Origin of the sequence: Isoptericola sp. NPDC057653 (assembly GCF_042799955.1) — a bacterium.
In the GTDB taxonomy this organism is placed as follows: Bacteria; Actinomycetota; Actinomycetes; order Actinomycetales; family Cellulomonadaceae; genus Isoptericola.
On sequence record NZ_JBHVHP010000002.1, the window covers coordinates 1046923 to 1073151 of the forward strand.

A 26229-nucleotide genomic window follows, 5' to 3' on the forward strand; every position below is an offset into this window, starting at 1 on the left:
CGCGAGCGCCGTCCGAGCACCGTCCGTGCCGAGCCCTAGCCTGCTCCCGTGAAGCCCCTCGACCCGCGCCTGCTGCGACGCGCCCGCGCGGCCCGGTGGTACGTCGCCCTGACCGCCGCGCTCGGCGTCGCCGCCGCCGGCGCCGTGGTCGTGCAGGCGTTCGCCATCGCCCACACGCTGGGGCCCGCGGTCACCGCGGGCAGCGCGGGCACGCCCCTGGCCCTGGCGGACCTCGCCCCGTGGCTCGGGGTGCTCGTCGCCGCCCTCGCGGCGCGGGCGGCGATCGCCTGGGCCCAGGAGCGGTACGCGCAGAAGGCGGCCGCGGACGTCGTCGCCGAGCTGCGCGAGCAGGTCGTGGCGCACACCGTGGCGCTCGGGCCGCGGGCCGGCGGCGACGCAGGTTCGGCGGCCACGGCCACGCTGGCCACCCGCGGCCTCGACGACCTGGCGCCGTACCTCGTCCGGTACCTCCCTCAGCTGCTGCTCACCGCGATCCTCACCCCGGTGCTGGTGCTGGTCGTGCTCGGGCTGGACTGGGTGTCCGCGCTGATCTGCGTCGTGACGCTGCCGCTCGTGCCCCTGTTCATGTGGCTCGTCGGCGTCATGACCGCCGGCGCGTCCGAGCGCCGGCTGCACACGATCGAGCGCCTGGGCTCCCAGGTGCTCGACCTGCTGGCCGGGCTGCCCACCCTGCGCGCGTTCGGGCGCGAGATCGGGCCCGGCGCGCGGGTGCGGGCCCTCGGCGACGCGTCGCGGCGCGCGACCATGGGCACGCTGCGGATCGCGTTCCTGTCGGGCATGGTGCTCGAGCTGCTCACCACGCTGTCGGTGGCGATCGTCGCGGTGGGCGTCGGCCTGCGCCTGGTGGAGGGGATGATCGCGCTGGTCCCCGCCATCGCCGTCCTCGTCCTCGCGCCCGAGGTGTACCTGCCGCTGCGCCGGGTCGGCGCCGAGTTCCACTCCTCCACCGACGGCCTCGCGGCCGCCGACCGCGCCTTCGCCGTCCTCGAGCAGCCGCTGCCCGACGTCGGCACCGCGCCCGCGCCGGCGCTCGCGGGCGCCACCCTCGTCCTCGACGGCGTGGGCGTGCGCGCCGGGGACCGCGGCGTGGCCGCGCCCGCCGGGCTCACCGCCCGCGTGCCGCTCGGCACGGGCCGCCCCGGCGGCGGCCGGGTCGTGGCGCTGCGCGGACCCAGCGGCGCGGGCAAGTCGACCACGGCCCTCGTCCTGCTCGGGCTGCTGCGGCCCGACGAGGGGCGGGTCGTCGTCGAGCCCGCGGACGCGACGTCCGTCGACCCGGCTCCCGTCGACCTCGCCGACGTCGACCCGGCCACCTGGTGGCCGCAGGTCACGTGGGTGCCCCAGCGCCCCAGCCTCGCGCCCGGCACCCTGCGCGACGCCGTCGCCGACGGCCGTGCCGTCCGTGCCGAGGAGCTGGCCGCCGCCGCCCGCACCACGGGCCTGGACGCCGTCGTCGCCGGGCTGCCTCAGGGCTGGGACACGCCCGTCGGCCTGGGCGGCACGGGGCTGAGCGTCGGGCAGCGGCAGCGCGTGGCCCTCACGGCGGCGCTGCTCGACGGCGCCGGGACGGGCGGCTCCGCTCCCCCGCCGCTGGTGCTGCTCGACGAGCCCACCGCCCACCTCGACGCCCGCGGCGAGCAGGTGGTGCTCGACACCGTGCGCGCGTGGCGCGACGCGGGCCGCACCGTGGTCGTCGTCGCCCACCGCGCGTCCCTGCTGGCGCTGGCCGACCAGGTGGTGGACGTCGCTTCGCGGCGCGTCGCCGAGGGCGGGGAGGTGGTGGGCCGATGAGCGCGCGCACGCCGGGGACGACACCGGCCTCGGCCCCGGGGACGGCCGCGGCCCCGCACGCCGGCACGCGCGACCCGCTGCGCCGCGTGCTGCCGATGCTCGAGGTGCGCTGGTCGCGCGTGCTGCGGGCGGTGGTGCTGGGCACGCTCGCGCTCGGGTTCTCGGTGGGCCTGGCCGCCGCGGCGGCGTGGCTCGTCGCGCGGGCGTCGCAGATGCCGCCGGTGCTGCAGCTGTCGGTGGCCGTCGTCGCCGTGCGCGCGTTCGGCACCGGGCGGGGCGTGCTGCGCTACCTGGAGCGGCTCGCCTCCCACGACGTCGCCCTGCGCGGCATGGCCGCCCTGCGCGCCAACCTCTACGACGCGCTGGCCCGCGGACCCGTCACGCGGGTCGTCGCGCTGCGCCGCGGCGACCTGCTGGCCCGGGTGGGCGCCGACGTGGACGCGGTGGGCGACGTCGTCGTCCGCGCGCTGATCCCCGCCGGCGTGGCCGTCGGCGTCGGCCTGGGCTCCGTGATCCTGGTGGGCGCGTTCCTGCCCGCCGCGGGGCTCACCCTGCTCGGCTGCCTGCTGCTCACGGGGGTGCTCGCGCCGTGGCTGGCGTCGCGGGCCGCGGCGTCCGTCGAGCGCCGCGGCGCCGCCGCCCGCGCCGAGGTCACCGGCCGGGCCCTGGAGCTGCTCGAGGACGGGCAGCAGCTGCGCGTCGCCGGCCGCCTCGACGACCGGCTGGCCGGGCTGCGCGCCGCCGACGCCCGGCTCACGCGCTCCACCCACGACGGCGCGCGCATCTCGGGCACGTCGGCCGCCATCGACGCCGGCGCGCAGACGCTCGCCGTGCTGTGCTCGCTGCTGCTCGGCGTGCCGGCCGTCGCGGCGGGCGCGCTGACGCCCGTCGAGCTGGCCGTCGTCGTCCTCACCCCGCTCGCCGTCTTCGAGGCCACGTCCACGCTCCCGGCCGCGGCCGTCCAGCTGCGCCGTTCCCGGGAGGCCGCCCGCCGGCTCGTCGCCCTCCTCCCCGACGCCGTTCCCGCGGCCCCCGCGGCCCCCGCGCCCGGGCCGGCCCCCGCGGGCGGCGACCTGCTGGAGCTCGACGGCGTCGCCGCGGGCTGGGCGGACCGCACGGTCGTGGCGGGCGTGGACCTCGCGCTGCGGCCGGGCGCCGTGGTCGCGCTGGCCGGCCCGTCCGGCGTCGGCAAGACGACGCTGCTGCTCACGGCCGCCGGGCTGCTCCCGGTCCGCGCGGGGCAGGTGCGCGCCGCGTCCGGCGGCACGCTCTTCGTCGCGGAGGACGGCCACCTCTTCGGCACGACCGTGCTGGAGAACCTGCGCGTGGCCCGCCCCGACGTGACCGAGGACGACGCCCGCGACGCGCTGGCCGCCGTCGGCCTCGACACCTGGCTGGCGGCGCTGCCGGACGGCCTCGACGCGATGCTCGGCCCGGACGGCGCGGACGTCTCCGGGGGCGAGCGCCGTCGGCTGCTGGTGGCGCGGGCGCTGCTCGCCCCGGCCGGCGTGCTGCTCGTCGACGAGCCGGCCGAGCACCTCGACGCCGCGACCGCCGACGCGCTCGTGGGCACCCTCGCGGCCCACGCGCGGGCCACGGGCCGGGCGGTCGTGGTCGCCTCGCACCGCCTCACGCCGCTCGTGTCCGCCGACGAGGTGCTGCTGCTCGGCGCGGCCCCCGCCGGCCCCGGCGGCCCCGGCGGCCCAGCCCGGGTCGTCGCACGCGGCCCCCACGACGCCCTGCTCCGCGACGACCCGGGCTACGCCTGGGCCGCCGCGCAGGAGCGGGCGGTCGGGGCGCCGGGCTGACCGCAGGAATGAGGATGACCGGCCGGGCCGGGAGCCTCATCATGGGCCGGACGCGAAGCACGACCGACGAGGAGACCGCGACGCATGCCCGTTCCCGCTGATCCGACGATCCTGCACCCGATGCCCGGCCAGCCCCGGGTGGTGCAGCTCAAGCCCCTGGTGACGTCCCCGCTGATCGAGGTCGGGGAGTACTCCTACTACGACGACCCGGACGACGCGACGGCCTTCGAGACCCGCAACGTGCTCTACCACTACGGGCCCGAGAAGCTCCGGATCGGCAGGTACTGCGCGCTCGGGACCGGCACCCGCTTCCTCATGAACGGGGCCAACCACCGCATGGACGGCCCGTCCACGTTCCCGTTCCCCACCCTCGGCGGATCCTGGGCGGACCACGTCGACCTCCTCGCCGGTCTCCCGAGCCGCGGGGACACGGTGGTCGGCCACGACGTCTGGTTCGGGCACGGCGCCACGGTGCTGCCGGGCGTGCGCATCGGGCACGGCGCGGTCGTCGGCGCGGGCGCGGTGGTCACCCACGACGTGCCGGACTACGGCATCGTCGGCGGGAACCCGGCGCGCGTCCTGCGTACCCGGTTCTCCGAGCGGGACGTCGCCCGGCTCCTCGCGCTGGCCTGGTGGGACTGGCCCGTCGAGCACGTCACGGCGCACGTGCGCACGATCATGTCGGGGAGCGTCGACGACCTGGAGGCCGTCGCGCCGAAGGGGGCGGAGCGATGACGAGCAGGCTCACCGAGGTGGTCGTCCACTGCCACGACCCGGAGCGGCTCGCCGCCTTCTGGTGCGAGGTGCTGGGCTTCGACGTCCTCGAGCGCCGCGACGACCAGGTGGAGATCGGCTCGTGGGAGCCGACCGTCGAGGGCGTCCGCGCCCGCCAGGAGGCCCCCACCCTGGTCTTCGCGCGGGTGCCGCAGGCCAAGACCGTGCAGAACCGGCTCCACCTGGACGTCAGCCCGATCGACCGGAGCTCCGAGGACGAGGTCGCGAGGCTGCTCGGGCTCGGCGCCTCCCGCGTCGACGTGGGGCAGGACCCCGACGCGAGCTGGGAGGTGCTGGGCGACCCCGAGGGCAACGAGTTCTGCGTCCTGCGCACCCTGGCGCCCCAGGGCTAGCCCGCCCCGAGCACCGCCATCGCCGCGGCGCGGCCGGGGACGCCGCTCACGCCCCCGCCGCGCCGCGCGCCGGCACCCGCCAGCAGCACGCGCGGGTGCACGGTCTCGACGCCCCACGACCCGGGCCGGTCGAGGCCGGCCGTGTCGCCGCCGTCGCCGCCGCCGTCGCCGCCGTCGCCGTCCGGCGCCCACGGCCACGACAGGTCGCGGTGGAAGATGTGCCCGCCCGGCAGCCCGACGTCGCGCTCCAGGTCGACGGGCGTGCGCGCCTCCAGGCACGGCCGGCCGTCCGGGCCGCGCAGCAGCACGTCCTCGATCGGCTCGGCGAGCACGGAGTCCAGGGACGCGAACGTGGCGGCGAGCGCCCGGTCCCGCGCGGCGTCCTGCGCGGCCGGGTCGCCGGTGCGGAACAGCCGCTCGGGCATGTGTAGGCCGAACAGGGTGAGCGTCTGGGCGCCCGACGCGCGCAGGTCCGCCCCGAGGATCGACGGGTCGGTGAGCGAGTGGCAGTAGATCTCGCACGGCGGCACCGCCGGGACACGGCCGGCCGCGGCGTCGGCGTGCGCGGCCCGGAGCTGGTCGAACGACTCGTTCACGTGGAAGGTGCCGCTGAACGCGGCGACCGGGTCGACGCCGTCGCGCAGCCTGGGCAGCCGCCTCAGCAGCATGTTGACCTTGAGCTGCGCGCCCTCGGGGGCGCGGGCCCCGGCCCGGCCGGACGGTGCCGCACCGGCCGCGGCGAGCAGGCGGTCCAGGGTGGCGGGCGCCGCGCCGCACAGGACCGCGCCCGCCGCGACGCCGTGCGTGCGGCCGTCGTCGTCCGTCCAGGAGACCTGGGCGTCGCCGCCCGCGCCCGGGTCGACGGCGGTCGCGGCGGCGCGCGTCACGACCGTCGCCCCGGCCGCGAGCGCCGCGTCCCGCAGCGCCCCGGACACCGCGCCCATGCCGCCCACGGGCACGTCCCAGTCCCCGGTGCCGCCGCCCACCACGTGGTAGAGGTAGCAGCGGTTCTGCGCCAGCGAGGGGTCGTCCAGGTCCGCGAACGTGCCGATCAGCGCGTCGGTCGCGACCACGCCGCGCACGACGTCGGAGCCGAACCGGGTGCGCAGCGCCTCCCCCAGCGGTCGCTCGACGAGGGCGTCCCAGGCGGCGTCGTCGTCCACGAGGGCGCGGGCCTCGGCGCGGGACGGCAGGGGCTCGGTGAGCGTGGGGAACAGGCGCCGCGCGAGGCGGCCGGTCGCGGCGTACCAGCGCCGCCACGCGTCGTGGTCGGCCGCGGGCGCCCCGACGGCGGCGAACGACGCCCGCGTGGCGGCGGCGTCGCCCGTGTCGACGAGCAGCCCCGCGTCGCCCACCGGCGTGTACGAGGAGTACCGCCGGCGCCGCAGGGTCAGGGGCAGGGCGAGCTCGTCGACGACCCGCCGCGGCAGCAGGGACACCAGGTAGGAGTACCGCGACAGCCGCGCGTCCACGCCCGGGAACACCGGGGCGGAGACCGCGGCCCCGCCCACGTGGTCGAGCCGCTCCAGGACGAGGACCGCCCGCCCCGCCCGCGCGAGGTACGCGGCGGCGGTGAGCCCGTTGTGCCCGCCGCCCACCACGACCGCGTCGTACCGGGCGGCGGGCACGGCGGTCATCCCTGGCCGAGCCGGGCCAGGAAGAGCGCCTCGCCCACGGCCAGGTTCTCGATCTCGCTCGGGTGCACGCTCTCGTTCGGCGCGTGGATGAGGCACGCGGGCTCCTCGACCCCGAGGAGCACGATCGACGCGTCCGGGTACTGGCTCGCCAGGATGTTGCACAGCGGGATGGAGCCGCCCTGGCCGGCCGTCACCGTGGCCTCGCCGTACGCGTCCGCGAGCGCCGCCGACAGGGTCTCGAAGACGTGCCCGTCGGTGCGGGCGGCGAACGGCTGCCCGACGGCGTCGCGCTCCACGGTGACGCGCACGCCCCAGGGGGCGTGGGCCTCGAGGTGGGCCACGAGCTTGTCCTGCAGGTCGAGGGCGTCCGCGCCGGGCGGCACCCGGAGGTTCAGCCGGGCCGCGGCGCGCGGCTGGATCGCCGCCGCGGAGCCCACGACCGACGGCGCGTCGATCCCGAGGATCGTCACCGCCGGGCGCGCCCAGAGCATGTCGGCCACGGCGCCGTCGCCCAGCAGCCGCGTCCCGGGGAGCGCGCCGGCGTCGCCGCGGAACTGGTCGGCGTCGTACCCGACGCCCGGCCAGGTGCCCGACGCGTCCACGCCGTCGATGGTCGTGTTGCCCTCCGTGTCGCGCAGGGACGCCAGGATCGCGACCAGCGCGGCGAGCGCGTCGGGCGCCGCGCCGCCGAACATGCCGGAGTGGATCTCGCCCTCGAGCGCCTCGACGTGCAGCACCACGGTGGTGGCGCCGCGCAGCGACACGGTGAGCGTCGGGAGGCCGAGGCGGGCGTTGCCGGTGTCCTGCACCAGCATCGCGTCGGCGGCGAGCGCCCCCGGGTTGGCCTCGACCCACTGGTCGAGGCCGCCGGTGCCCTGCTCCTCCGAGCCCTCGACCACGATGCGCACGCCCACCGGCAGGTCCTCGCCCACCAGCGAGCGCAACGCGCGCAGGGCCGTGAGGTGCGTGACGACGTTCCCCTTGCAGTCGGCGGACCCGCGCCCGTAGTAGCGGCCGTCGCGCTCCGTCAGCTCGAACGGCGGGGTCTTCCACGCGGCGTCGTCGAGCGGCGGCTGCACGTCGTAGTGCGCGTACAGCAGCACCGTCGGCGCGCCGGGCGGGCCGGGCCGGTACCCGACCACCACGTCCGAGCCGTCCGGGGTGCGCTCGCGGCGGGCGTCGTCGATGCCCTCCGCGCGGAAGGCGTCGACCACCCACTGCGCCGCGCGCTCGCACTCGGCGCGCGGGAAGAGGCGCTCGTCCGCGACGGACGGGATGGCGACGAGCGTGCGCAGGTCGTCCAGCGCGCGCGGCAGCAGCGGCGCGACGGCGGCGCGCAGGGCCTCGACGTCGGGGGCGGTGGTCATGAGCCCTCCTGGGTGGTGGACGGGTCGGTCGACTGGGTGGTGGTGGGGTCCAGGTTGAGCGAGTCGACGTACGCGTCGAACTCGTCGAGCTGGTCCGGGCAGTACGTCTCGATGACGAGGCGGTCGCCCTCCAGGCGCCGCTCGTCGAGCACCGAGGGGCGGATGCCGGGGCCGGCGGCGCCGTTGGCGGCCGCGAGGTTCGCGGTGGCGTCGACCAGCGCGGCCGGGTCGGTGCAGAACCCGCCGCCGTCGGAGCCGAGCACGCGGGCGATGGTCTCCTCGGAGAAGGACGTGATCCCGATCTCGGCGAACGCGGCGTGCAGCGTCGCGGCCTTCTGCTCCGCCTCGCGCTGGTCCTGCCGGTCCTGGTGGCCGGCGAACTGGATCATCATGACCGCGCCGAGCAGGAGCAGCAGCACCGCCGCCGCGGTGTACGTGATCCAGCGCTTGCGCCCCTGAGCCCCGCGCTCCGGCTCGTGCGACGGCGTCGTCGTGGTCATCTCAGGCCTCCGTCCCGGCGGCCGCCGGGCCCGCCGCGTCGTCCGCCGTGCCGTCGTCCTCCGCCGGCTGCCGCCACGACGGCTTGCGCAACCTCAGGAACAGCCACGGGATGAGCAGGCCGATGACGCCGAGCCCGCCGCCCACGATGAGGATGTAGACCCCCACCGAACCGCTCGAGAACTGGGCGGGCGGCACGAAGCCGATCACCATCGCGGCGACGGAGGCGAGGAAGCCCACCACGCACAGGACGCCGAGCGCGGGGGCGCGGTAACCGCGGGGGTGGTCCGGCGCGGTGCGGCGCAGGCGCATCGCCGCGACGAACAGCAGCAGGTACATGATCAGGTACACCTGCGTGGTGATCACCGACAGGATCCAGTAGGCGCTGGAGACGTCGGGGATGAACGCGTACAGCAGGGCGATGAACGTGGTGAACACGCCCTGCGCGACGAGGATGTTCTGCTGCACGCCGTTCTTGTTGAGCCGCTGCAGGAAGGGCGGCATGTAGCCCTCCTCGCGCGCCACCGTCAGCAGGCCCTTCGACGGCCCGGCGAGCCAGGTGAGCATGCCGCCGATCGACGCGGCGATGAGCATGAGGCCGAGGATCGGCGTCAGCCACGAGACGCCGAAGTTGGCGAAGAACGCGTCGAACGCCTGCATGACGCCCGCGGTGAGGGAGAGCTGGTCCGCCGGGATCACCCAGCTGATCGCGACTGCCGGGAGGATGAAGATCAGCAGCACCAGGCCGATCGCCAGGAACATCGCGCGCGGGAACTCCTTGCCGGGGTTCTTCAGCGTGTTCACGTGCACGGAGTTCATCTCCATGCCGGCGTACGACAGGAAGTTGTTGACGATGAGCACCAGCGACGCGATGCCCGTCCACTGCGGCAGCAGGTGGGAGGAGTCCATCGGCGCGGCCGAGGCGTTGCCCTGCCCGAGGAACACCATGCCCAGCACCACGAGGATCGCCGCGGGGATCAGCGTGCCGATGATCAGCCCCGCGCTCGACAGCCCCGCGACCGTCTTCGTGCCCTGCGACGACACCCACACGCCGGCCCAGTAGATGACGATGATGACGATCGCCACGTAGACGCCGTTGGACGCCAGCGCCGGGTTGATGACGTACGCGAGCGTGCTGGCCACGTACCCCAGCAGGCTCGGGTAGTAGAAGATCGTCATCGCGAACTGGCACCACACGGCCAGGAAGCCGAGCGGCTTCGAGAGCCCCTCCGCCACCCAGCGGTACACGCCGCCCGACCACCCCGACGCGAGCTCCGCCGAGACCAGCGACGTCGGCAGCAGGAACACGATCGCCGGCACGACGTACAGGAACACCGCCGCAAGGCCGTAGACCGCCATCGTCGGCGCCGCCCGCAGGCTCGCCACCGACGAGGTGATCATGAAGGCGAGCGTGAGCCAGGTGATGTAGTTGCGTGGCGTGCGCGCGGTCATCGCCTGCCGCACCTGCGCGCGGGTCGGCGGCGCCGTCCCCGTCCCCGACGTCGTCATGCCGACCTCCTCGACACCCGTGACCCCGGCGGACGCCGGACCTCTCGAACGATAAGAGGGCAGGTCACAGGGCGCACGGCGAACGGTCCGGAACCACTCCTCCGCCGGGCTGATAGCGTCCCGAGGCGTGAAGATCCTCGTGCCCGGAAACGTCCCCTTCGACCTCACGATCGACGTCCCGGGCGTCACGGTGGCGCACTACGTCATGCGCGACCCGGTGCCCGAGGAGCACGCCGACGCCGACGTCCTGGTCACGTGGTCCAGCCCGCAGCGGGTCCTGGAGGACGCCGCCCGGCGCATGCCGCGGCTGCGCTGGGTGCAGACCCTCAACGCCGGCCCCGACCAGGCGCTCGCGGCAGGGTTCGCCCCGGAGGTGGTGATCTCCTCCGGCCGCTCCCTGCACGACACGACCGTCGCCGAGCACACCCTGGCGCTCGTCCTCGCGTCGGTCCGCCGCCTCGACCGCACGCTCGCGGCGCAGCGCGACCACGTCTGGGACCGCGGCCTCGGCCGCGAGCAGGCCCGCGACGAGGCGCTGTTCACCCTGCGCGGCGCCCGCGTGACCGTCTGGGGCTTCGGCTCCATCGCGGCCGTCCTCGCGCCGCTGCTCGCCGCGCTCGGCGCGCAGGTCACGGGCGTCGCGTCGACCCCGGGCGAGCGCTACGGCTACCCCGTGGTCGGGTCGATCGACGAGGTGGCGCCCACCACGGACGTGCTGGTCTCGCTGCTGCCGGCCACCGACGCCACCCACCACGCGCTCGACGCGCGGGTGCTCGGGCTCCTGCCCCCGCACGCGCGGTTCGTCAACGCGGGGCGCGGCGCCACGGTGGACGAGGAGGCCCTGGTCGCGGCGCTGCGCGCCGGCACCCTCGCGGGGGCCGCGCTGGACGTCACGGAGACGGAGCCGCTGCCCGAGACCTCCCCGCTGTGGGACGCGCCGCACCTGATCCTCACGCCGCACGTCGCCGGCGGGCGGCCCCAGGACGCGGCCGCGTTCGTCACCGCGCAGCTGGAGGCGTGGCTGGCCGACGGCGCGGCGGGGCTGCGCAACGTCGTCGCGCGCTGAGGCCCCCGGGCCGGGCGCTACCAGCGGCCGGTGCGGGGCCGCGGCTGGCAGACGGGGCAGGTGTACGACGAGCGGTTCATGAACGCGTCGCGGCGGATCGGCGTGCCGCAGCGCGGGCACGGCTCGCCCTCGCGCCCGTAGGCCGCGAGGCCGCGGGCGAAGTAGCCGGACTCGCCGTTGACGTTGACGTACAGCGCGTCGAAGCTGGTGCCGCCCTGCGCGAGGGACTCCGTCATCACCTCGGTGGCGGCGTCCAGGGCGCGGCGCACCTCCACCGGCCGCAGCCGGTCGGTCGCGCGCGCGAAGTGCAGGCGCGCCCGCCACAGCGCCTCGTCGGCGTAGATGTTCCCCACGCCGGACAGCAGGCCCTGGTCGAGCAGCGCGCGCTTGATCCCCGTACGGCGGCGGCGCACCGCGGCGACCACCGCGTCGGCGTCGAACGACGGGTCCAGCGGGTCGCGGCCGATGTGCGCCGCCGGCTCCGGCACGGCCGCGAGGTCGCTGCCCAGGCCGCCGGGCGCGCCGTCGGGGGTCGGCTCCAGGTCCACCACCGACAGGTGCCCGAACGTCCGCTGGTCGACGAAGTCGAGGTACTCGGCGCCGCTGGGCGCGCCCGCGAGATGCAGGCGGACGCGCAGGTGCGGGTGCGCCCAGTCCCCCGCCACGGCCGGGTCGCGCACGAGGAGCTGCCCGGACATCCCGAGGTGCGCGAGGAGGGCGGCGCCGTCGTCGGACGCCGTCCCGGCCCCGGCCGGCGCGCCCAGGGGCAGCCAGAGGAACTTGCCGCGCCGGACGGCGGCGTCCAGGCGCCGGCCGCGGAGCTGGTCCGCGAAGCCCGCGGGGCCGCCGTCCTGGCGCCGTACGGAGTAGTCGCGGAACACCTCGACGTCGCGCACGACGGCGCCCACCACCAGGCGGTCGAGGCCGTCGCGGACGGTCTCGACCTCGGGGAGCTCAGGCACCGGCGGCGTCGGTCACCGGTGCCGACCCCGGGACCGGCAGGTCCTGCAGGGCGTGGTACGCCTCCTCGGCGGCCGCCTGCTCGGCGTGCTTCTTGGCGGTCCCCGTGCCGAGGCCCAGCACCGGGCCGGCCGCCACCTGCGCGTGGAAGACGCGGGCGTGCTCCGGGCCCTCGCCCGTCACCTCGTACACGGGGGCGCCGAACCCGCGCGCGGCGGCCGCCTCCTGCAGCGAGGTCTTCCAGTCGAGGCCCGCGCCGAGGTCGGCGGCGGCCTCGAGGGTGGTGTCCACGAGGCGGTGCACCAGCGCGCGCGCCGGCTCCAGCCCGTGCGACAGGTAGGTCGCGCCGATCAACGCCTCGACGGTGTCCGACAGGATCGAGTCCTTGTCGAAGCCGCGCGTGCGGATCTCGCCCTTGCCCAGCAGCACGTAGGCGCCGAGGTCGAGGCGGCGGGCGATCGCGGCGAGCGCGCGCTGGGACACCGTCGCCGCGCGCATCTTCGCCAGCTCGCCCTCGGACTGGTCCGGGTGACGCCGGTAGAGCGCCTCCGTGACGACGAGGCCGAGCACGGTGTCGCCCAGGAACTCGAGCCGCTCGTTGGTGGGGATGCCCCCGGCCTCGTGCGCGAACGAGCGGTGCGTCAGGGCGAGCACGAGAAGCTCGGGGTCCAGGTGGACCCCGAGCTTCTCGAGAAGAGCGGTCGGCTCCGGCTGCTGCCGGGTGCCGCGTGCAGGCATGTCAGCCCGCGTGCTCGGTGCGCAGCGCCTCGGCGTACTGACGGCCCTTGTACGCGCCACAGGTGGGGCACGCGGCGTGGGACAGCTTCTGCCCCTTGCAGCTCGGGCACGTGGTGAGGACGGCCGCGGTGGTCTTCCACTGCGAGCGACGCGCCCGGGTGTTGCTGCGCGACATCTTGCGCTTCGGAACAGCCACGGCTAGCTCTCTTTCGTCTCGTCGGACACGCTCGACTCCTCGAGCATGGTCTGCAGTGCCGACCAGCGAGGGTCGACCAGGTCGTGATGGTGGTCAGGATCGTCGGCCAGCCGGGCCCCGCAGACGGAGCACAGGCCGGGGCAGTCCTGACGGCACAGCGGTTGAAATGGTAGTGCAGTCACGAGCGAATCCCGAACCGCCGGCTCGATGTCGGCCTGGTCGTCGACCAGCACCGCCTCGTCCTCGGCCTCCTCGTCGCCCGCGTCCTCCGCCGCCTGCGCCCTGTCGGGGTAGGCGAAGAGCTCCTGCACGTGCACGGTCACCTGCCGGGACACCGGATCGAGGCAGCGCACGCACTCCCCCACCGCCGTGCCGCGCACGACTCCGGAGACCAGCACCCCTTCCAGCACCGACTCGAGCCGCAGGCCCAGGGTCAGGTTGTCGCCCTCGGGCACGCCGATGACGGCGGTACCCATGTCCGCGGGGGCGGGCACGACGCGCGCGACCTCCAGCATCGTGCCGGGTCGCCGCGACAGCTCGTGCGTGTCGAGCACGAGCGGCGAGGGCTTCGCGGTAGCGATGGCAGGCTCCAGGGACAGACGGGAAGAAAGGGGGCGGCCCGGACTCGGACCAGCGACCTAGTCTAGGCCATCGCGGCCGCAGGTGGCAGCACGCCCGGACGTGACCCGTCTCTCATGCGCTGGTCAGGACTGCTTCCCCTGCGGCCACCGCGGGTCGGCGACGGCGTCCCACCGCACGCGGGGCGAGCCCTGCTCCAGGCGGTCGGCCAGCTTGTCCCGGCCCGCGCGCACCTGGCTCGTGAGGGCGTCCAGGTCCTGCTGGAAGTCGGCGAGGCGGCCGTCGCAGTACGCGTCCGCGTCGGTCCGCAGCGCGGCCGCGCGGCGCTCCGCCTCGGCCACGATCTCCGCGGCCCGGGACTGCGCCTGCACGACCACCTGCTCGGTCTGCACCAGCTCGATGGCGCGGGCCCGGGCCGACGCCACGATCTCCTCCGCCTGGCGGTGCGCGTCGTCCAGCGTGTCCCGCGCGGAGGCGAGCACCTCGTCGGCGCGGGCCACCTGGGTGGGCAGCGCGTCGCGCAGCTCGTCGACCAGCGCGAGGGCCTGCTCGCGGTCGACCTTGACGTTGGTCGACAGCGGCACCGACCGCGCGTTCTCGACCAGCGCCGCCAGGTCCTCGAGGATGTCCAGGAGCCCGCCCGCGGGGTTCTCCTGGTCGTCCACGGTCGGGGTCTCGGTCGTCTCGCTCATCACTTGCTCCCTCGCTCCAGTGCCGCCCGCACCGCCGCGGCGACGCCGGGCGGCACGAGGTCCTCGATCGGCCCGCCGTACCGCGCCACGTCCTTGACCAGCGACGACGCGACGTGCGCGTAGCGCTGCTCGCCGGGCACGAAGACCGTCTCGACGCCCGTCAGGTGCCGGTTCATGAGGGCCATCGGCAGCTCGGCGTCGAAGTCCGCACCGCCACGCAGCCCCTTGACCACGGCGACCGCGCCGACCTCGTGGCAGAAGTCGACCAGCAGGCCCGGCACGACCTCGACCCGCACGTCGGCGGTCTCCGGGTCGGCGGCGAGCGCGGCCCGGGCGAGCTCCACCCGCTGCTCCGGGCCCAGCAGCGCGTTCTTGGACGCGTTGCGGGCCACCCCGACCACGACCTCGTCGAACATCCGGCGCGTGCGCCGGACGATGTCGAGGTGGCCGAGGGTGATCGGGTCGAACGACCCGGGGCAGACGGCGATGCTCACGCCGTCACGCTAGTACAGGGCGACGGCGATCCCCGGGAGCCCGGCCGGGCCCGTCGCGGGTGCCCCGCGGGCGCCCGCGGGGTGCCGCGGACGCCCGGCGGGGACACCATGGTGGGCATGCCCCCAGCCCCCGGCCCGGCGCCCGCGGTCGTCCCGCTCACCACCGACACCCAGCTCGCGTCGCTGTGGCGCGACGTCCTCGCACCGTCGTTCCCGCCCGCCGAGCTGATGTCGCTGGAGGACCTGCGCGCCGGCTGCCGTGCGGGCGCGCAGACGGCGCTGGGGGTCGAGCGCGACGGCCGCGTCGCCGCCGGGATCGTCGCGTCCTGGTCGCCGTCCACGCGGGTGCTGCTGGTCGACTACCTCGCCATCGCCCCGGGCGGGCGCGGCGGCGGCGTCGGCGGCCTGCTGCTGGACCGGTCCGTCGCGGCCTGGCGGGCGGAGCGCTCGCCGGCCCTCGTGCTGGCGGAGGTCGAGCACCCCGCCCACCACCCCGCGCACCCCCAGCACGGGGACCCGGCGGCCCGCCTGCGCTTCTACGCGCGGCACGGCGCACGGGCCCTGGCGCTCCCCTACTTCCAGCCGGGCATGGGCGGGCCGGGCTCGCCTCGCGTCCCGGCGATGCTGCTCGTCGCGCTGGACGTGGGCGCGGAGGCGGGCGGCGGCGCGGACGAGGGCGGGGACGGGTGGCCGGACTCCGTGCCCGGCGACCCCGTCCACGGGTTCCTCGCCGAGCACCTCGTCGCCTGCGAGGGCGCGCTGGTCGAGGACGCCGCCACGCGACGGCTGCTCGGCGCCGCGGCCGGCGACCGCGTCCCGCTCGTCGACCCCGCCGACCCGGTCGCGCTGGCCGCCGTCCCCGTCGCCACGCTCGAGGGCGCGGAGCGCTACGCCCCGCCCCGGTCAGCCGGCTGAGCCCGCCTCGTCGCCCTCGGCCGCGACGTCGGCCGCCGGCTCGGACTCGGGCTCGGGCTCGGGCTCGGCGTAGTGCACCGCCGTCTCGCCGTAGTCCTTGCGCGCGAACGCCGCCAGGCCGGCGGGCCAGGCCGGCTCGGGGCTGCGCGTCGAGCGCTCGACCACGACGACGGCGCCCGCGGCGAGCACGCCGGGGGCGGCGAGGTGTGCGAGCACCGTCGTGAGCGCGTCGTCGGCCAGGTCGTAGGGCGGGTCGAGGAAGACGACGTCGAACCCCCGCCCCGCGGTCCCGCCGGCGGGCGCCGCGCCCGCGGCGAACCGCTCGGCGGCGTCGGCGACGACCCGCACCTCGCGCTGCAGGCCCAGGGTCGCGACGTTGCGGCGGGCGACGTCCGCCGCCCGCCGGTTCGCGTCGACGAGCACCACCTCGGCGGCGCCGCGGCTGGCGGCCTCCAGACCGAGCGCGCCGGAGCCGGCGTACAGGTCCAGCACCCGCGCGCCGTCCAGCACGTCGAGGTGGTCCAGCCGGGAGAAGATCGCCTCGCGGACCCGGTCGCTGGTGGGTCGCGTCCCCTTCGGCGGCACCTGCAGCGAGCGCCCGCCGAACCGGCCGGCCACGATCCTCGTCATGCCGCCGAGCCTAGGTCACCCGCCCCCCGGCCCCGCGACCCGCGCGGCGGTCAGGCCCGCTCGAGGAACTCCTCCTGCTCGTCGTCCAGCTGGGCCGCGATCGCCGCGCGCAGCACCGGGTGGTCGCCGAGCTCCAGGTCGGCGTCGACCACCGCGGACGCCTCGCGGCGCGCGTCGGCGATGAGGTCGGCGTCCTGCACCACCCGCAGGAGGCGCAGGGAGCTGGACTTCCCGGACTGGGCCGCGCCGAGCACGTCGCCCTCGGAGCGCAGCTCCAGGTCGAGGGTCGCGAGCCGGAAGCCGTCCGTGGTCTCCGCGAGCGCCTCGACGCGCGTCGCGGCGGGCGTGCCCGGCTGCGCCGTCGAGACGAGCAGGCACAGCCCGGCCGCGGCGCCACGCCCCACCCGGCCGCGCAGCTGGTGCAGCTGCGACAGGCCGAAGCGGTCGGCGTCGAACACCACCATCACGGTCGCCTCGGGGACGTCGACGCCCACCTCGATCACCGTCGTGGAGACCAGCACCTGCAGCTCGCCGGCCGCGAACGCGGCCATGGCGGACTCCTTGTCCGCGGCCGCCATCTGCCCGTGCAGCACGCCGACGTCCAGCCCGGCGAGCGCGGGCGTCTCCCGGAGCATGTCGGCGACCTCGAGCACGGCGCGCAGCGGCGGCCGGTCGTCGGCCCCCTCGGCGTCCACGAGCTCCAGGAGGTCGGGCACGTCGTCGAAGTCCTTCGACGCGGCCCCGCCGCCCGCCGGCAGGTCGGCGTCGGGGTGGATCCGCGGGCACACGACGTACGCCCGGTGCCCCTTGTCGACCTCCTCGCGCACACGCGCCCACGTGCGCTCCATCCAGCGCGGGTTGCCGGCGGGCACCACGTGCGACGTGATCCCGGCCCGCCCGGCGGGCACCTCGGTGAGCGACGACGTCTCGAGGTCGCCGAACACCGTCATCGCGACCGTCCGCGGGATGGGCGTGGCCGTCATGACGAGCACGTGCGGCGCCACCCGTCCCTTGGCGCGCAGCGCGTCGCGCTGCTCGACGCCGAACCGGTGCTGCTCGTCCACGACGACCAGCCCGAGGTCGGCGAACTGCACCTGGTCGCCGAGCAGGGCGTGGGTGCCCACGACGATCCCCGCCTCGCCGCTCGCCGCCTGCAGCAGCGCCTCCTTGCGCGCGGCCGCGCCGAGCGAGCCGGTGAGGAGCGCCACCCGGGTGCCGTGCGCGGCGCCGCCGAGCAGGCCGCCCTCGGCGAGCGGGCCGAGCAGGGCACGCAGCGTGCGCGCGTGCTGCGCGGCGAGCACCTCGGTGGGCGCGAGGAGCGCGGCCTGGCCGCCGGCGTCGACGACCTGCAGCATCGCGCGCAGCGCCACGACCGTCTTGCCCGAGCCCACCTCGCCCTGCAGCAGCCGCTGCATGGGCCGCGCCTGCGCGAGCTCGGCCGCGAGGTCCTCCCCGACGGACCGCTGGCCCTCGGTGAGCGTGAACGGCAGGCCGGCGTCGAAGTCGGCCAGCAGGCTCGCCCCGCCCGACCCGCGCAGCGGGCGCGCGGTGGCCTCCTGCTCCGCGGCGTGCGCGCGCCGCTGCGCGAGCGCCGCCTGCAGCACGAACGCCTCCTCGAACCGGAACCGGTGGCGCGCCCGCTGCCACGCGCGCTGGTCGTCCGGCACGTGGATCGCCCGCAGGGCGTCGAGCCGCCCCGGCAGCCCGGCGCGCTCCCGGACGTCGGCGGGCACCGGGTCCTCGACGTCGGCCTCGGTGAGCGGGTCGAGCACCGTGCGCACGGCGCGCTGGATGCGCCAGCTCGGCACGGCCGACGACGCGGGGTAGATCGGGATGGGCCGGCTCGCCTCGAACATGGCGGACTCGGCGTCGTCCGCGTCGACGCCGACCAGCACGTAGTCCGGGTGCGTGAGCTGGCGGGTCCCCCGGTACTCGCTGACCACGCCGGTGAACAGGCCCACGCGGCCCGGCCGCAGCTTGTCCTCGTGCGGCCGCAGCGCGCCGGCGCGCTTCGCGAAGAACGTCAGGGCGAGCTCGTGCCGCCCGTCGGTCACGACGGCCTGGAGCATCGCGCCGGCCCGCGACCGCATCGTCCGGACGGTGGCGTGCGCGACGCGGGCCATCACCGTGACGTGCTCGCCGAGCGCGAGCCGGTCCATGTCCGTGAGCGTGCCCGGGTCGCCGTAGCGCCGCGGGTAGTGGCGCAGCAGGTCGCCCGCCGTGACCAGCCCGAGCTTCTCCAGCGGCGCGGCGCTGCGCGCGCCGAGCACCTTCGTCAGGGCCTCGCCCTCGCGTCCCGTCACGCCTGCGCCTCCACCCCGGGCACCGCGACCCCCGGCACCCCGGCACCGTGCGTCTCGACCCCGAGCCTCTCGACCCCGTGCGTCTCGACCCCGTGCGTCTCGACCCCGTGCGTCTCGACCCCGTGCGTCTCGACCCCGAGCGTCACGCCCGCGCCGGGCCGGCCGGTCGTGAGCACCACCACCTCCGCGTCGGGCACCGCGTCGGCCGCCGCCCGGACGAGGTCGTCCAGCGCCGCGGGCGCGGCGTCCGCGTCCGCCAGGACGGTGACCAGCTCCGCGTCCGGCGCCGCGGCGAGGAGCCTGTCGAGCGCGCGCGCCGCCTCCGCGGCGTCGCCGGCCCACGTCGTCAGGCGCCCGAGCGCCGCGCGCACGGCCGCGGGCACGCCGTCGGTGCCGTCCTCGTCCGCACCCACCTCCGCGAGCGCGGCGACCGCCGTGACGACGCGCACGTCGTCGGCCGCGTCCAGCAGCACGACGGCGGGCTCGTCCGCCCCGGGGTCGCGGTGGTCGGCCAGCGACCGCGTCAGCGCGTCGGTGCCGCCGGGCACCGGGCCCGGCACGACCAGCACGCGCGCGGCCGGCACGCCGAGGGCGGCCTGGGCGAGGTCGTCGGCCGTCACGGGCCGGTCGAGGTCGAGCAGCACGACGGCGCCGCCGCGCGCCAGCTCGCCGGCGAGCGCGGGGGCGCCCGTCGCGACCACCGCGCCCCACGCCGCGTCGACGGGGACGCCCGACCCCACCCCGTGCTCCCCGAGCACCGCGAGGTGCCGCACGTGCACGCGCGAGACGGCGCCGTCGGCGGCCCAGCGGCGGGCCACGTCGAGCCCGCCCGCGAGATCGTTCGTGTGCACGTGCGCCTGCCAGAGCGACTCGTCGCCCGGAGTGGCCGGCTCGTCCGGGGAGTCGAGGTCGTCCGGCTCGTCGGGCTCGTCCGCGCCGCCCACCACGACCACCGACTCGCCGATGGCGTCCAGGTCGCGGCGCAGCGCGTCCGCGACGGCCCCGGGGCCGAAGTCCGCGGCGGCGGCGGGGCGGTGCAGCACGAACATCAGCTCGAGCGCGTCGTCGTGCGCGTGCCCGTCGGCGACGAGCCCAGGGTCTCGCCCCGCGTCCGCGTCGGCGGGCCGCGGCTCGCCCTGGCGCAGCTCGACGTCAAGGGTCACGGGGCCGGTCACGGGCGCCATCGTGCCGGGCGCCTCCGACACGGCCCGGTGCGCCTCGGCGAGCGCCCCCAGCACCAGCAGCAGGCCGCCGGCCCCGGCGTCGAGCACGCCCGCGGCGCGGAGGGTCTCGAGCGAGCCGGCGCTCGTGAGCAGGGCGTCGCGTGCCCCCGAGCGGGCGGCGTCGAGCACCTCCTGGCGGCGGCGGTGCCGGTCCGGCTCCGCGACGGCGGCGGGCAGGCCGTCCGGGGCCGCCGTGCGTGCCGCGTCCGCCGCCGCGTCCGCGGCGGTGAGGATCGTGCCCGGTGCGGGGTGCGCGACGGCGAGCCGGGCGGTCCGCGCGGCCGTGGCCAGCGCCCACGCGAGGGGCTCGCCGCGGGTGGCGGCAGCGGCCAGGCCCCGCAGCCACTCGCTGAGGATCACGCCGGAGTTGCCGCGCGCGGCGAGGAGGGCGCCGCGGGCCAGCACCCGCAGGAGGCGCGCTCCGCCCGCGCCCTCGGGCTCCTCCTGCACGGCGTGCGCGCCCTCGCGCAGCGTGAGGTACAGGTTCGTCCCGGTGTCGCCGTCGGCGACCGGGAACACGTTGACCCCGTCGAGCGCCGTGCGGGCCCCGCCGAGCGCCTCCACGGCCGTCCGGACCCACAGCCGCACGACGGCCGCGTCCCTCAGGTCCGGGTCCGTCACGTCGCCTCCCGCTGGCTCTCGACCACCCCGCCATGCTCCCCTGGCCCGGCGGCGTCCGCGGCCCACGGTAGCGGTGAGGCACCCCACGTTGAGGGTCACCCTCAGGATCGGCTATCCTCGTGTGGTTGCCCGGGCGGTTCCGGGCTCCCCCAGACCACACACTTCACGTCCTGCTGCCCTGGCGCGGGACGTGTCACGACGATTCAGGAGAGACCGTGGCTGCCAACTGCGACGTCTGCGGCAAGGGCCCGGGCTTCGGGCACAGCATCTCGCACTCCCACATCCGCACGAAGCGCCGCTGGAACCCGAACATCCAGCGCGTCCGTGCCGTGGTCGCGGGTACCCCCAAGCGTGTCAACGTCTGCACCTCTTGCCTCAAGGCAGGCAAGGTGACGCGCCAGGCCTGAGCCTGCGCGCCGGGCGCACGCCCGGTCGTCGACGCTTGTCGCGAGACGCCCGTCGGGATCTTTCCCGGCGGGCGTCTTGTCGTCCCGGGTTCCGTCCGCTCCGTTGCCCGCCGCGACCGGCAAAGAATTCGTGAAGGATTCACCAAACTGCCTTGGCCGAGGGCATGCCGTCGTGGCACCCTGAGCAGATGATCGTGCAGACCGACAACGACGTGGAGATCCGTCCCGCCGACGTGACCGACGCCGGGCGCATCGCGCAGGTGCACGTCACGTCGTGGAAGGGCGCCTACGCCGCCGTGCTGCCGGCCGAGTACCTCGACTCCCTCGACGTCGACGACCGCGCCGCGCAGTGGCAGCGGATCCTCGACGAGGGCACGCGCACGACGCTGGTCGCCGAGGGTGACGGCCGCCTCCTCGGCTTCGCCTCCTACGGCCCGTCGCGCGACGAGGACGCCGAGGAGGGCGACCTCGAGCTGTACGCGATCTACCTCGACCCCGAGTCGTGGGGCCGCGGCGTGGCCCGCGACCTCATGCGCACCGTCCTGTCGGACGTGCCCGAGGGCGTGCCCATGTCGCTGTGGGTGCTGTCGCAGAACGACCGCGCGCGGCACTTCTACCGCCGCCACGGCTTCCACCCCGACGGCGTCGAGCGCATGGACGACATCGGCGACACCCCGGTCACCGAGGTCCGCTACCGCCGGGGCTGACCCCGACGGTGCGGCGCGGCCGCCGACTCAGCCCGCGAAGTGGTCCCAGCCGGGGCCGGTCGCGGGCTCGCCGCCGTCGACGGTGACGCCGGGCTCCGCAGCGGCGAGCACCCGCCCGACCCGCCGGAACCCCGCGGGCAGCGCCGCGTCCGGCGGGAACGTGGCGAGCAGGCCGTGGTCCTCTCCCCCGGACAGCACCCAGCCGAGCGCCGCGACCGCGTCCGCCCCGAGCGCCCGCGCCGCGGGCAGCAGTCGCGCCACGTCGGTGGCGAGGGCCGTGGTCTCCAGGTCCAGGCCCACCCCGCTGGCGCGCGCGATCCGGCCCGCGTCGCGCAGCAGACCGTCCGAGACGTCGAGCATCGCGGTGGCGCCCGCGGTCGCCGCCCCGGGCCCCGCGGCGAGCGGGGCGTCGGGGCGCAGGTAGCCCCCGACGTACGGCCCGAGCTCCCCGTCCGCGCCCGGCGCGCCGTCCGCCGGGGCGGCGGCGCCCGCGTCGAGCAGCGCCAGGCCAGCGGCCGACAGGCCCCTGTTCCCCGCGTACGCGACGACGTCCCCCGCCCGCGCGCCGGAGCGCGTCACCGGTGCCCGGCCCTGCAGGTCGCCGTGCGCGGTCACCGCCACCACGACGGCGTCGCCGCCCGACAGGTCGCCGCCGACGACGCCCGCGCCCGCGGGGGTCCCGGCGTCCGCCAGCCCGCGCGCCAGCCCGGTCACCCAGCCCACCGGCAGGTCGCCGGGCACCACCAGCGAGACCACGAGGGACGTCGGACGAGCGCCCATCGCCGCGACGTCCGCCAGGTTGGCCGTCGCGGCCCGGACGCCGACGTCGTACCCCGTCGACCAGCGGCGGCGGAAGTGCCGGTCCTCGACCAGCACGTCGGTGGTGACGACGAACCGCCCGTCGGGGGCCGCGACCACCGCGGCGTCGTCCCCGGGCCCCAGGAGCGTTGCCTCGGCACCCGGCAGGAGGGGGAAGATCCGGGCGAGGAGCTCCTCCTCGGAGAGGTCGCGCACGAGGGGGCGGGTGGCGTCGGTCACGGGACGACTGTAGGCGGTCGGCGGGCCCTCCCGGCCCGGTAGCGTGGGCGTCGTGCCCCGTCGTCGTTTCCCGCTGACCCGCGCTCCCCGGACCCGTGCCGTCGCGCTGGCCGCCCTCGTCGTCGCCCCGCTCGCGGCATGCGCCCCGACCATCGGCGAGACGCCGGCCGAGGACGCCGCCGACCCGGCGTGCGCCCCGGTCATGCTCGCGCTGCCGGACACGCTCGCCGGCGACCTGCCGCAGCGCGACACCAACGCCCAGGCCACCTCGGCGTGGGGCGACCCCGGCGCGGCCGTCACGCTGCGCTGCGGCGTCACCCCGCCCGGCCCGTCGGCCGACTGCCAGCGCGTCGAGTCCGGCGCGGGCGCGGTCGACTGGATCGTCGTGGCCGGCAAGGACGGCACCTGGAGGTTCACCACCTACGGGCGCGAGCCGGCAGTCGAGGTCCTGGTGCCGCCGTCCGTCACCGAGAACCACTCGACGTCGTTCGTGGGCGACCTCGCGCAGGCCGTCAACACCGTCCCCGCCACCGCGACCTGCACCTGACGCGCCGCCGGGGCGCCTGTCGGCGCCTCGTGCCACGGTGGGGGGCATGGACCAGCGCGTGAGCCTCGTCACCCTCGTCGTCTCCGACCTCGCCGCCACCCGGCGCTTCTACGTCGACGGGCTGGGCTGGGACCCGCTGCTCGAGGCGCCCGGCGAGGTGCTCATGTTCCAGGTGGGTCAGCACGTGGTGCTGTCGCTGTGGGACGAGGGGCACGCCGTCGAGGAGATCGGGCCGGTCGTGCGGGGCGGCACGGCGCCGCTCACGCTCGCGCACAACGTGGGCGCGCCCGCGGCGGTGGACGCCGTGCTCGAGGACGCCCGCCGGGCCGGCGCGCCGACCGTCCGCGACGGCGTGCGGCGCGAGTGGGGCGGCTACTCCGGCTACTTCACCGACCCGGACGGGTTCCTCTGGGAGGTGGCGCACGCGCCCGGGCCGCTCGGCGAGCTCGTCGTGCCCTGACCCGCCGAGCGGGCGGCGGTCAGCGCAGCCCGGTGGGGCGCTCGAGGGCGAGCTGGATGAGCTCGTCCACCAGCTCCGGGTAGCTCACGCCCGAGGCCTCCCACATGCGCGGGTACATCGAGAACGGCGTGAAGCCGGGCATGGTGTTGATCTCGTTGACCACGACGCGCTCGTCGGGCGTGACGAAGACGTCCACGCGCGAGAGCCCCTCGGCCTCCACGGCCTCGAAGGTGCGCACGGCGACCTCGCGGACCTCGTCCAGCACGTGCGGGGGCAGGTCCGCCGGGCAGCGCAGGTCGACGTGCGCCTCGTCGAGGTACTTGGCCTCGAAGTCGTAGAACGCGTGGCTGTCGTGGTCGACGACGATCTCGCCCGGCAGGGACGCGCGCGTCGGGGCGCCGTCGCGGCCGCCGAGCACGGCGCACTCGATCTCGCGGCCGTCGATGCCGGCCTCCACGATCACCTTGGGGTCGTGCACGCGCGCGGCCTCGACGGCGGCGGGCAGGTCCGCCAGGTCGTCCACGCGGGTGATGCCGAGCGACGACCCGGCGCGCGCCGGCTTGACGAACAGCGGCAGCCCCAGCGGCTCGACGGCGGCGACGCAGGCCGCGGGGTCCCGCTCCCAGTCGCGCGGGCGCAGCACGACGTACGGCCCGACGGCGAGCCCCTGGCCCGCCAGCACGAGCTTCATGAAGTGCTTGTCCATGCCCACGGCCGACGCGAGCACGCCCGCGCCGACGTAGTGCACGTCCGACAGCTCCAGCAGGCCCTGCACGGTGCCGTCCTCGCCGAACGGCCCGTGCAGCAGCGGGAAGACGACGTCGACCTCGCCGAGCAGCGCCGGCACCTGGCCGGGCTCCAGCACGCGCAGGGTGCGCTCGCCCTGCGTCAGGGAGAGCACCACCTCGGCGCCGGACTCGGCGGTGACCTCGGGGAGGCGGCCGTCGGCGATCTGCCAGCGGTCCGGGTCGTCGGCCGCGACGACCCAGCGGCCCTCGCGCGTGATGCCCACGGGCACGACGTCGTACCGGTCGCGGTCGATCGCGCGCAGCACGCCGCTCGCGGTCGACGCGGAGATGGCGTGCTCGCCCGAGCGGCCGCCGAACAGCACGGCGACGCGGGTCTTGCGCGAGGCGCCGTCGCCCGCGGTCGGGACGACAGGGACGGAGGCGGTGGTGGCGTCGGACATCGCCGCCCAACCTACCGGACCCGCCCCCGCCGTCCGGACCGGATCACCGGGCGCGCAGCTCCTTGCGCAGGATCTTGCCCGCCGCGGACTTCGGCACCGCCTCGACGAACTCGACGACGCGCACCTTCTTGTACGGGGCGACCTGCTCGGCGACGAACGCCTGCACGTCGTCGGCCGTGAGCGTGCTGCCCTCGGCCCGCACCACGAACGCCTTCGGCACCTCGCCGGACTCCGGGTCGGGCACACCGATCACCGCGGCGTCCGCGACCTCGGGGTGGGTGAGCAGCAGCGCCTCGAGCTCGGCGGGCGCCACCTGGTAGCCCTTGTGCTTGATCAGCTCCTTGAGCCGGTCGACGACGGTGAACGCGCCGTCGGCGTCGACGGTGACGATGTCGCCGGTGTGCAGGAACCCGTCGGGCTCGAGCGTGTCGCGGGTGGCCTGCTCGTCCGCCAGGTACCCGACCATGACGTTCGGCCCGGCGCACAGCAGCTCGCCCGGCGCGCTCACGCCCGTCTCCGGCTGCGCGATGGTCTCCCCCGTCGCCGGGTCCACGATCCGGGCCAGCATGTTCGGCACGAGCATGCCGACGGTGCCCGGCGAGACGTCGGGCCGGTCGACGGGCACCACGTGCGAGACCGGCGACATCTCCGACATCCCGTAGCCCTGCAGCACGCGCGCGCCGGGCAGCCGGCGGCCCACCGCCTCGGCCAGGTGCTCGTCGAACGGCGCCGCCCCGGACATGAGCATCCGCACGCTGGACAGGTCGCGGCCGGCCGCCGCCGGGTGCTTCGCGAGCGCCAGCGCGATCGGCGGCGCGACGAACAGCACCGTGGCGCGGTGCTGCTCGACGACCCGCAGGTACTCCGCGAGGTCGAACCGGGGCAGCGTGACGAGCGTCGAGCGCTGGTACACGGCGCCGTTCATGAGCACCGTCATCCCGTAGATGTGGAAGAACGGCAGCACGGCCGGGATGACGTCCTCCGGCACCAGCGGGAGGAACGCCTCGGTCTGCAGCACGTTCGCCACGAGGTTGCGGTGCGTGAGCATCACGCCCTTGGGCAGCCCCGTGGTCCCGGACGAGTACGGCAGCACCGCGAGGTGCGTGCGGGGGTCGAGGTCGACGTCCGGCGCGGCGTGCCCGCCGGCCAGCAGCTCCGCCAGCGACGGGTGCCCGTCCGCGCCGTCGAGCACGACGACGTCGCCCGGGTCCGTGCCGGCGGCCTCGGCGCCCGCCTCCGCCGCGGCCAGCAGCGCGGACACCGTGACGAGCGCCTTCGCCCCCGACGACCGCAGCTGCTTGGCGACCTCCCGCCCCGACGCGAGGGCGTTGACCGTCGTGACCGTGATCCCCGCGCGCAGGAGCCCGTGGAAGACGGCGACGAACGCGGGCACGTTGGGGCAGTGCAGGGCCACGACGTCCCCGACGCCGAGCCCGCGCGCGGCGAACGCGCCCGCGATCGCGTCGACCTGCGCGCGCAGCTCGCCGTAGGTGGTGGTGGCGGCGGTGGGGCCGTCCACCAGGGCGACGCGGTCGAGGTCGGCGCCCGCGAGCGGCGCGAAGAGGAAGTCGTACAGACTGACGTCGGGGATCTCGACGTCGGGATGGAGGCTGCGGATGACGCCGCTGTCGGCAGGGCTGGCTTCAGGGCGGGCTGCGCTGGTGTCGGACATGGCGGTCCCTTCGTGCGGCACGGTCCTCGTCGAC

Annotated in this window: 26 protein-coding genes; 10 read left to right on the forward strand and 16 right to left on the reverse strand. The window is 76.5% G+C overall.

The window, feature by feature from the left end:
- Window positions 1–48 precede the first annotated feature (48 nt).
- From cydD to ACFU9A_RS16005, 4 genes are all read left to right on the forward strand, one after another.
- Complete coding sequence (cydD, locus tag ACFU9A_RS15990) at window positions 49–1812, forward strand: thiol reductant ABC exporter subunit CydD (RefSeq protein WP_430576264.1); 1764 nt, start codon at window positions 49–51, stop codon at window positions 1810–1812.
- Complete coding sequence (gene cydC / locus ACFU9A_RS15995) at window positions 1809–3620, forward strand: thiol reductant ABC exporter subunit CydC (protein WP_430576265.1); 1812 nt, start codon at window positions 1809–1811, stop codon at window positions 3618–3620. The genes cydD and cydC overlap by 4 nt, the downstream gene beginning before the upstream one ends.
- 120 nt (window positions 3621–3740) lie before the next feature.
- The gene (locus tag ACFU9A_RS16000) at window positions 3741–4355 is read left to right on the forward strand and encodes a CatB-related O-acetyltransferase (RefSeq protein ID WP_430576266.1); all 615 of its coding nucleotides are present in this window, start codon (window positions 3741–3743) and stop codon (window positions 4353–4355) included.
- A complete protein-coding gene (locus tag ACFU9A_RS16005) occupies window positions 4352–4747 on the forward strand; it encodes a VOC family protein (protein ID WP_430576267.1) in 396 nt (131 codons plus the stop codon). Before ACFU9A_RS16000 ends, ACFU9A_RS16005 begins: the two co-directional genes overlap by 4 nt.
- On the opposite strand, the gene ACFU9A_RS16010 is transcribed toward ACFU9A_RS16005, so the two are convergent.
- From ACFU9A_RS16010 to ACFU9A_RS16025, 4 genes are read right to left on the reverse strand one after another with little or no spacing between them, the layout of a single operon-like run.
- The gene (locus ACFU9A_RS16010; protein ID WP_430576268.1) at window positions 4744–6384 is read right to left on the reverse strand and encodes a phytoene desaturase family protein; all 1641 of its coding nucleotides are present in this window, start codon (window positions 6382–6384) and stop codon (window positions 4744–4746) included. The two genes, ACFU9A_RS16005 and ACFU9A_RS16010, sit on opposite strands and share 4 nt — an antisense overlap.
- On the reverse strand, window positions 6381–7751 hold the full coding sequence (locus ACFU9A_RS16015) for a dipeptidase (protein WP_430576269.1): 1371 nt from the start codon (window positions 7749–7751) through the stop codon (window positions 6381–6383). The genes ACFU9A_RS16010 and ACFU9A_RS16015 overlap by 4 nt, the downstream gene beginning before the upstream one ends.
- A complete protein-coding gene (locus ACFU9A_RS16020) occupies window positions 7748–8251 on the reverse strand; it encodes a hypothetical protein (protein ID WP_430576270.1) in 504 nt (167 codons plus the stop codon). Before ACFU9A_RS16020 ends, ACFU9A_RS16015 begins: the two co-directional genes overlap by 4 nt.
- A 1-nt stretch (window position 8252) precedes the next feature.
- Window positions 8253–9758, reverse strand: a complete 1506-nt coding sequence (locus ACFU9A_RS16025) for an APC family permease (RefSeq protein ID WP_430576271.1) — start codon at window positions 9756–9758, stop codon at window positions 8253–8255.
- Between the two features lie 127 nt (window positions 9759–9885).
- Between ACFU9A_RS16025 and ACFU9A_RS16030 the strand changes: the two genes are divergently transcribed.
- A complete protein-coding gene (locus ACFU9A_RS16030; protein WP_430576272.1) occupies window positions 9886–10824 on the forward strand; it encodes an NAD(P)-dependent oxidoreductase in 939 nt (312 codons plus the stop codon).
- 17 nt (window positions 10825–10841) lie between these two features.
- Here ACFU9A_RS16030 and mutM read toward each other — a convergent pair whose 3' ends face one another.
- From mutM to coaD, 6 genes are all read right to left on the reverse strand, one after another.
- A complete protein-coding gene (gene mutM, locus ACFU9A_RS16035; RefSeq protein ID WP_430576273.1) occupies window positions 10842–11786 on the reverse strand; it encodes a bifunctional DNA-formamidopyrimidine glycosylase/DNA-(apurinic or apyrimidinic site) lyase in 945 nt (314 codons plus the stop codon).
- The gene (gene rnc / locus ACFU9A_RS16040) at window positions 11779–12522 is read right to left on the reverse strand and encodes a ribonuclease III (RefSeq protein WP_430576274.1); all 744 of its coding nucleotides are present in this window, start codon (window positions 12520–12522) and stop codon (window positions 11779–11781) included. Before rnc ends, mutM begins: the two co-directional genes overlap by 8 nt.
- A 1-nt stretch (window position 12523) precedes the next feature.
- Window positions 12524–12718: a 50S ribosomal protein L32 gene (gene rpmF, locus ACFU9A_RS16045; RefSeq protein ID WP_079574722.1), complete on the reverse strand. Its 195-nt coding sequence runs from the start codon at window positions 12716–12718 to the stop codon at window positions 12524–12526.
- 2 nt (window positions 12719–12720) lie between these two features.
- Window positions 12721–13272: a YceD family protein gene (locus tag ACFU9A_RS16050; protein WP_430576275.1), complete on the reverse strand. Its 552-nt coding sequence runs from the start codon at window positions 13270–13272 to the stop codon at window positions 12721–12723.
- Window positions 13273–13422: 150 nt separating this feature from the next.
- Window positions 13423–13989, reverse strand: a complete 567-nt coding sequence (locus ACFU9A_RS16055; protein ID WP_430576276.1) for a hypothetical protein — start codon at window positions 13987–13989, stop codon at window positions 13423–13425.
- Window positions 13989–14483, reverse strand: a complete 495-nt coding sequence (coaD, locus tag ACFU9A_RS16060; protein ID WP_430576277.1) for a pantetheine-phosphate adenylyltransferase — start codon at window positions 14481–14483, stop codon at window positions 13989–13991. Before coaD ends, ACFU9A_RS16055 begins: the two co-directional genes overlap by 1 nt.
- 117 nt (window positions 14484–14600) lie before the next feature.
- Between coaD and ACFU9A_RS16065 the strand changes: the two genes are divergently transcribed.
- Window positions 14601–15398, forward strand: coding sequence for a GNAT family N-acetyltransferase (locus ACFU9A_RS16065; RefSeq protein WP_430576278.1), 798 nt, complete (start codon window positions 14601–14603; stop codon window positions 15396–15398).
- Here the strand turns inward: ACFU9A_RS16065 and rsmD are convergent.
- From rsmD to ACFU9A_RS16080, 3 genes are read right to left on the reverse strand one after another with little or no spacing between them, the layout of a single operon-like run.
- Window positions 15387–16028 carry a 16S rRNA (guanine(966)-N(2))-methyltransferase RsmD gene (gene rsmD / locus ACFU9A_RS16070; protein WP_430576279.1) on the reverse strand — a complete coding sequence of 214 codons (642 nt, stop codon included), beginning with the start codon at window positions 16026–16028 and terminating at the stop codon, window positions 15387–15389. The two genes, ACFU9A_RS16065 and rsmD, sit on opposite strands and share 12 nt — an antisense overlap.
- A 50-nt stretch (window positions 16029–16078) precedes the next feature.
- Window positions 16079–18331, reverse strand: coding sequence for an ATP-dependent DNA helicase RecG (locus ACFU9A_RS16075; protein ID WP_430576280.1), 2253 nt, complete (start codon window positions 18329–18331; stop codon window positions 16079–16081).
- Window positions 18328–20175 carry a DAK2 domain-containing protein gene (locus ACFU9A_RS16080; RefSeq protein WP_430576281.1) on the reverse strand — a complete coding sequence of 616 codons (1848 nt, stop codon included), beginning with the start codon at window positions 20173–20175 and terminating at the stop codon, window positions 18328–18330. Before ACFU9A_RS16080 ends, ACFU9A_RS16075 begins: the two co-directional genes overlap by 4 nt.
- 215 nt (window positions 20176–20390) lie before the next feature.
- Between ACFU9A_RS16080 and rpmB the strand changes: the two genes are divergently transcribed.
- Window positions 20391–20582, forward strand: coding sequence for a 50S ribosomal protein L28 (gene rpmB, locus ACFU9A_RS16085; RefSeq protein WP_069984843.1), 192 nt, complete (start codon window positions 20391–20393; stop codon window positions 20580–20582).
- Between the two features lie 188 nt (window positions 20583–20770).
- Window positions 20771–21289, forward strand: a complete 519-nt coding sequence (locus tag ACFU9A_RS16090; protein ID WP_430576282.1) for a GNAT family N-acetyltransferase — start codon at window positions 20771–20773, stop codon at window positions 21287–21289.
- Window positions 21290–21316: 27 nt separating this feature from the next.
- Here the strand turns inward: ACFU9A_RS16090 and ACFU9A_RS16095 are convergent, their stop codons facing one another.
- The gene (locus ACFU9A_RS16095) at window positions 21317–22327 is read right to left on the reverse strand and encodes a thiamine-phosphate kinase (RefSeq protein ID WP_430576283.1); all 1011 of its coding nucleotides are present in this window, start codon (window positions 22325–22327) and stop codon (window positions 21317–21319) included.
- 52 nt (window positions 22328–22379) lie between these two features.
- Here ACFU9A_RS16095 and ACFU9A_RS16100 point away from each other — a divergent pair, with 52 nt between their 5' ends.
- Window positions 22380–22874, forward strand: coding sequence for a DUF3515 domain-containing protein (locus tag ACFU9A_RS16100; protein ID WP_430576284.1), 495 nt, complete (start codon window positions 22380–22382; stop codon window positions 22872–22874).
- A 46-nt stretch (window positions 22875–22920) separates the two neighbouring features.
- Entirely contained in the window at window positions 22921–23334 is a 414-nt protein-coding gene (locus tag ACFU9A_RS16105) for a VOC family protein (RefSeq protein ID WP_430576285.1), read from the forward strand.
- A gap of 19 nt (window positions 23335–23353) precedes the next feature.
- On the opposite strand, the gene ACFU9A_RS16110 is transcribed toward ACFU9A_RS16105, so the two are convergent.
- Both ACFU9A_RS16110 and ACFU9A_RS16115 read right to left on the reverse strand, forming a co-directional pair.
- Window positions 23354–24523: a D-alanine--D-alanine ligase family protein gene (locus ACFU9A_RS16110; RefSeq protein ID WP_430576286.1), complete on the reverse strand. Its 1170-nt coding sequence runs from the start codon at window positions 24521–24523 to the stop codon at window positions 23354–23356.
- Window positions 24524–24566: 43 nt separating this feature from the next.
- Window positions 24567–26195 (reverse strand): AMP-binding protein, encoded by a 1629-nt coding sequence (locus ACFU9A_RS16115; RefSeq protein WP_430576287.1) that lies wholly within the window; start codon window positions 26193–26195, stop codon window positions 24567–24569.
- Window positions 26196–26229 lie beyond the last annotated feature (34 nt).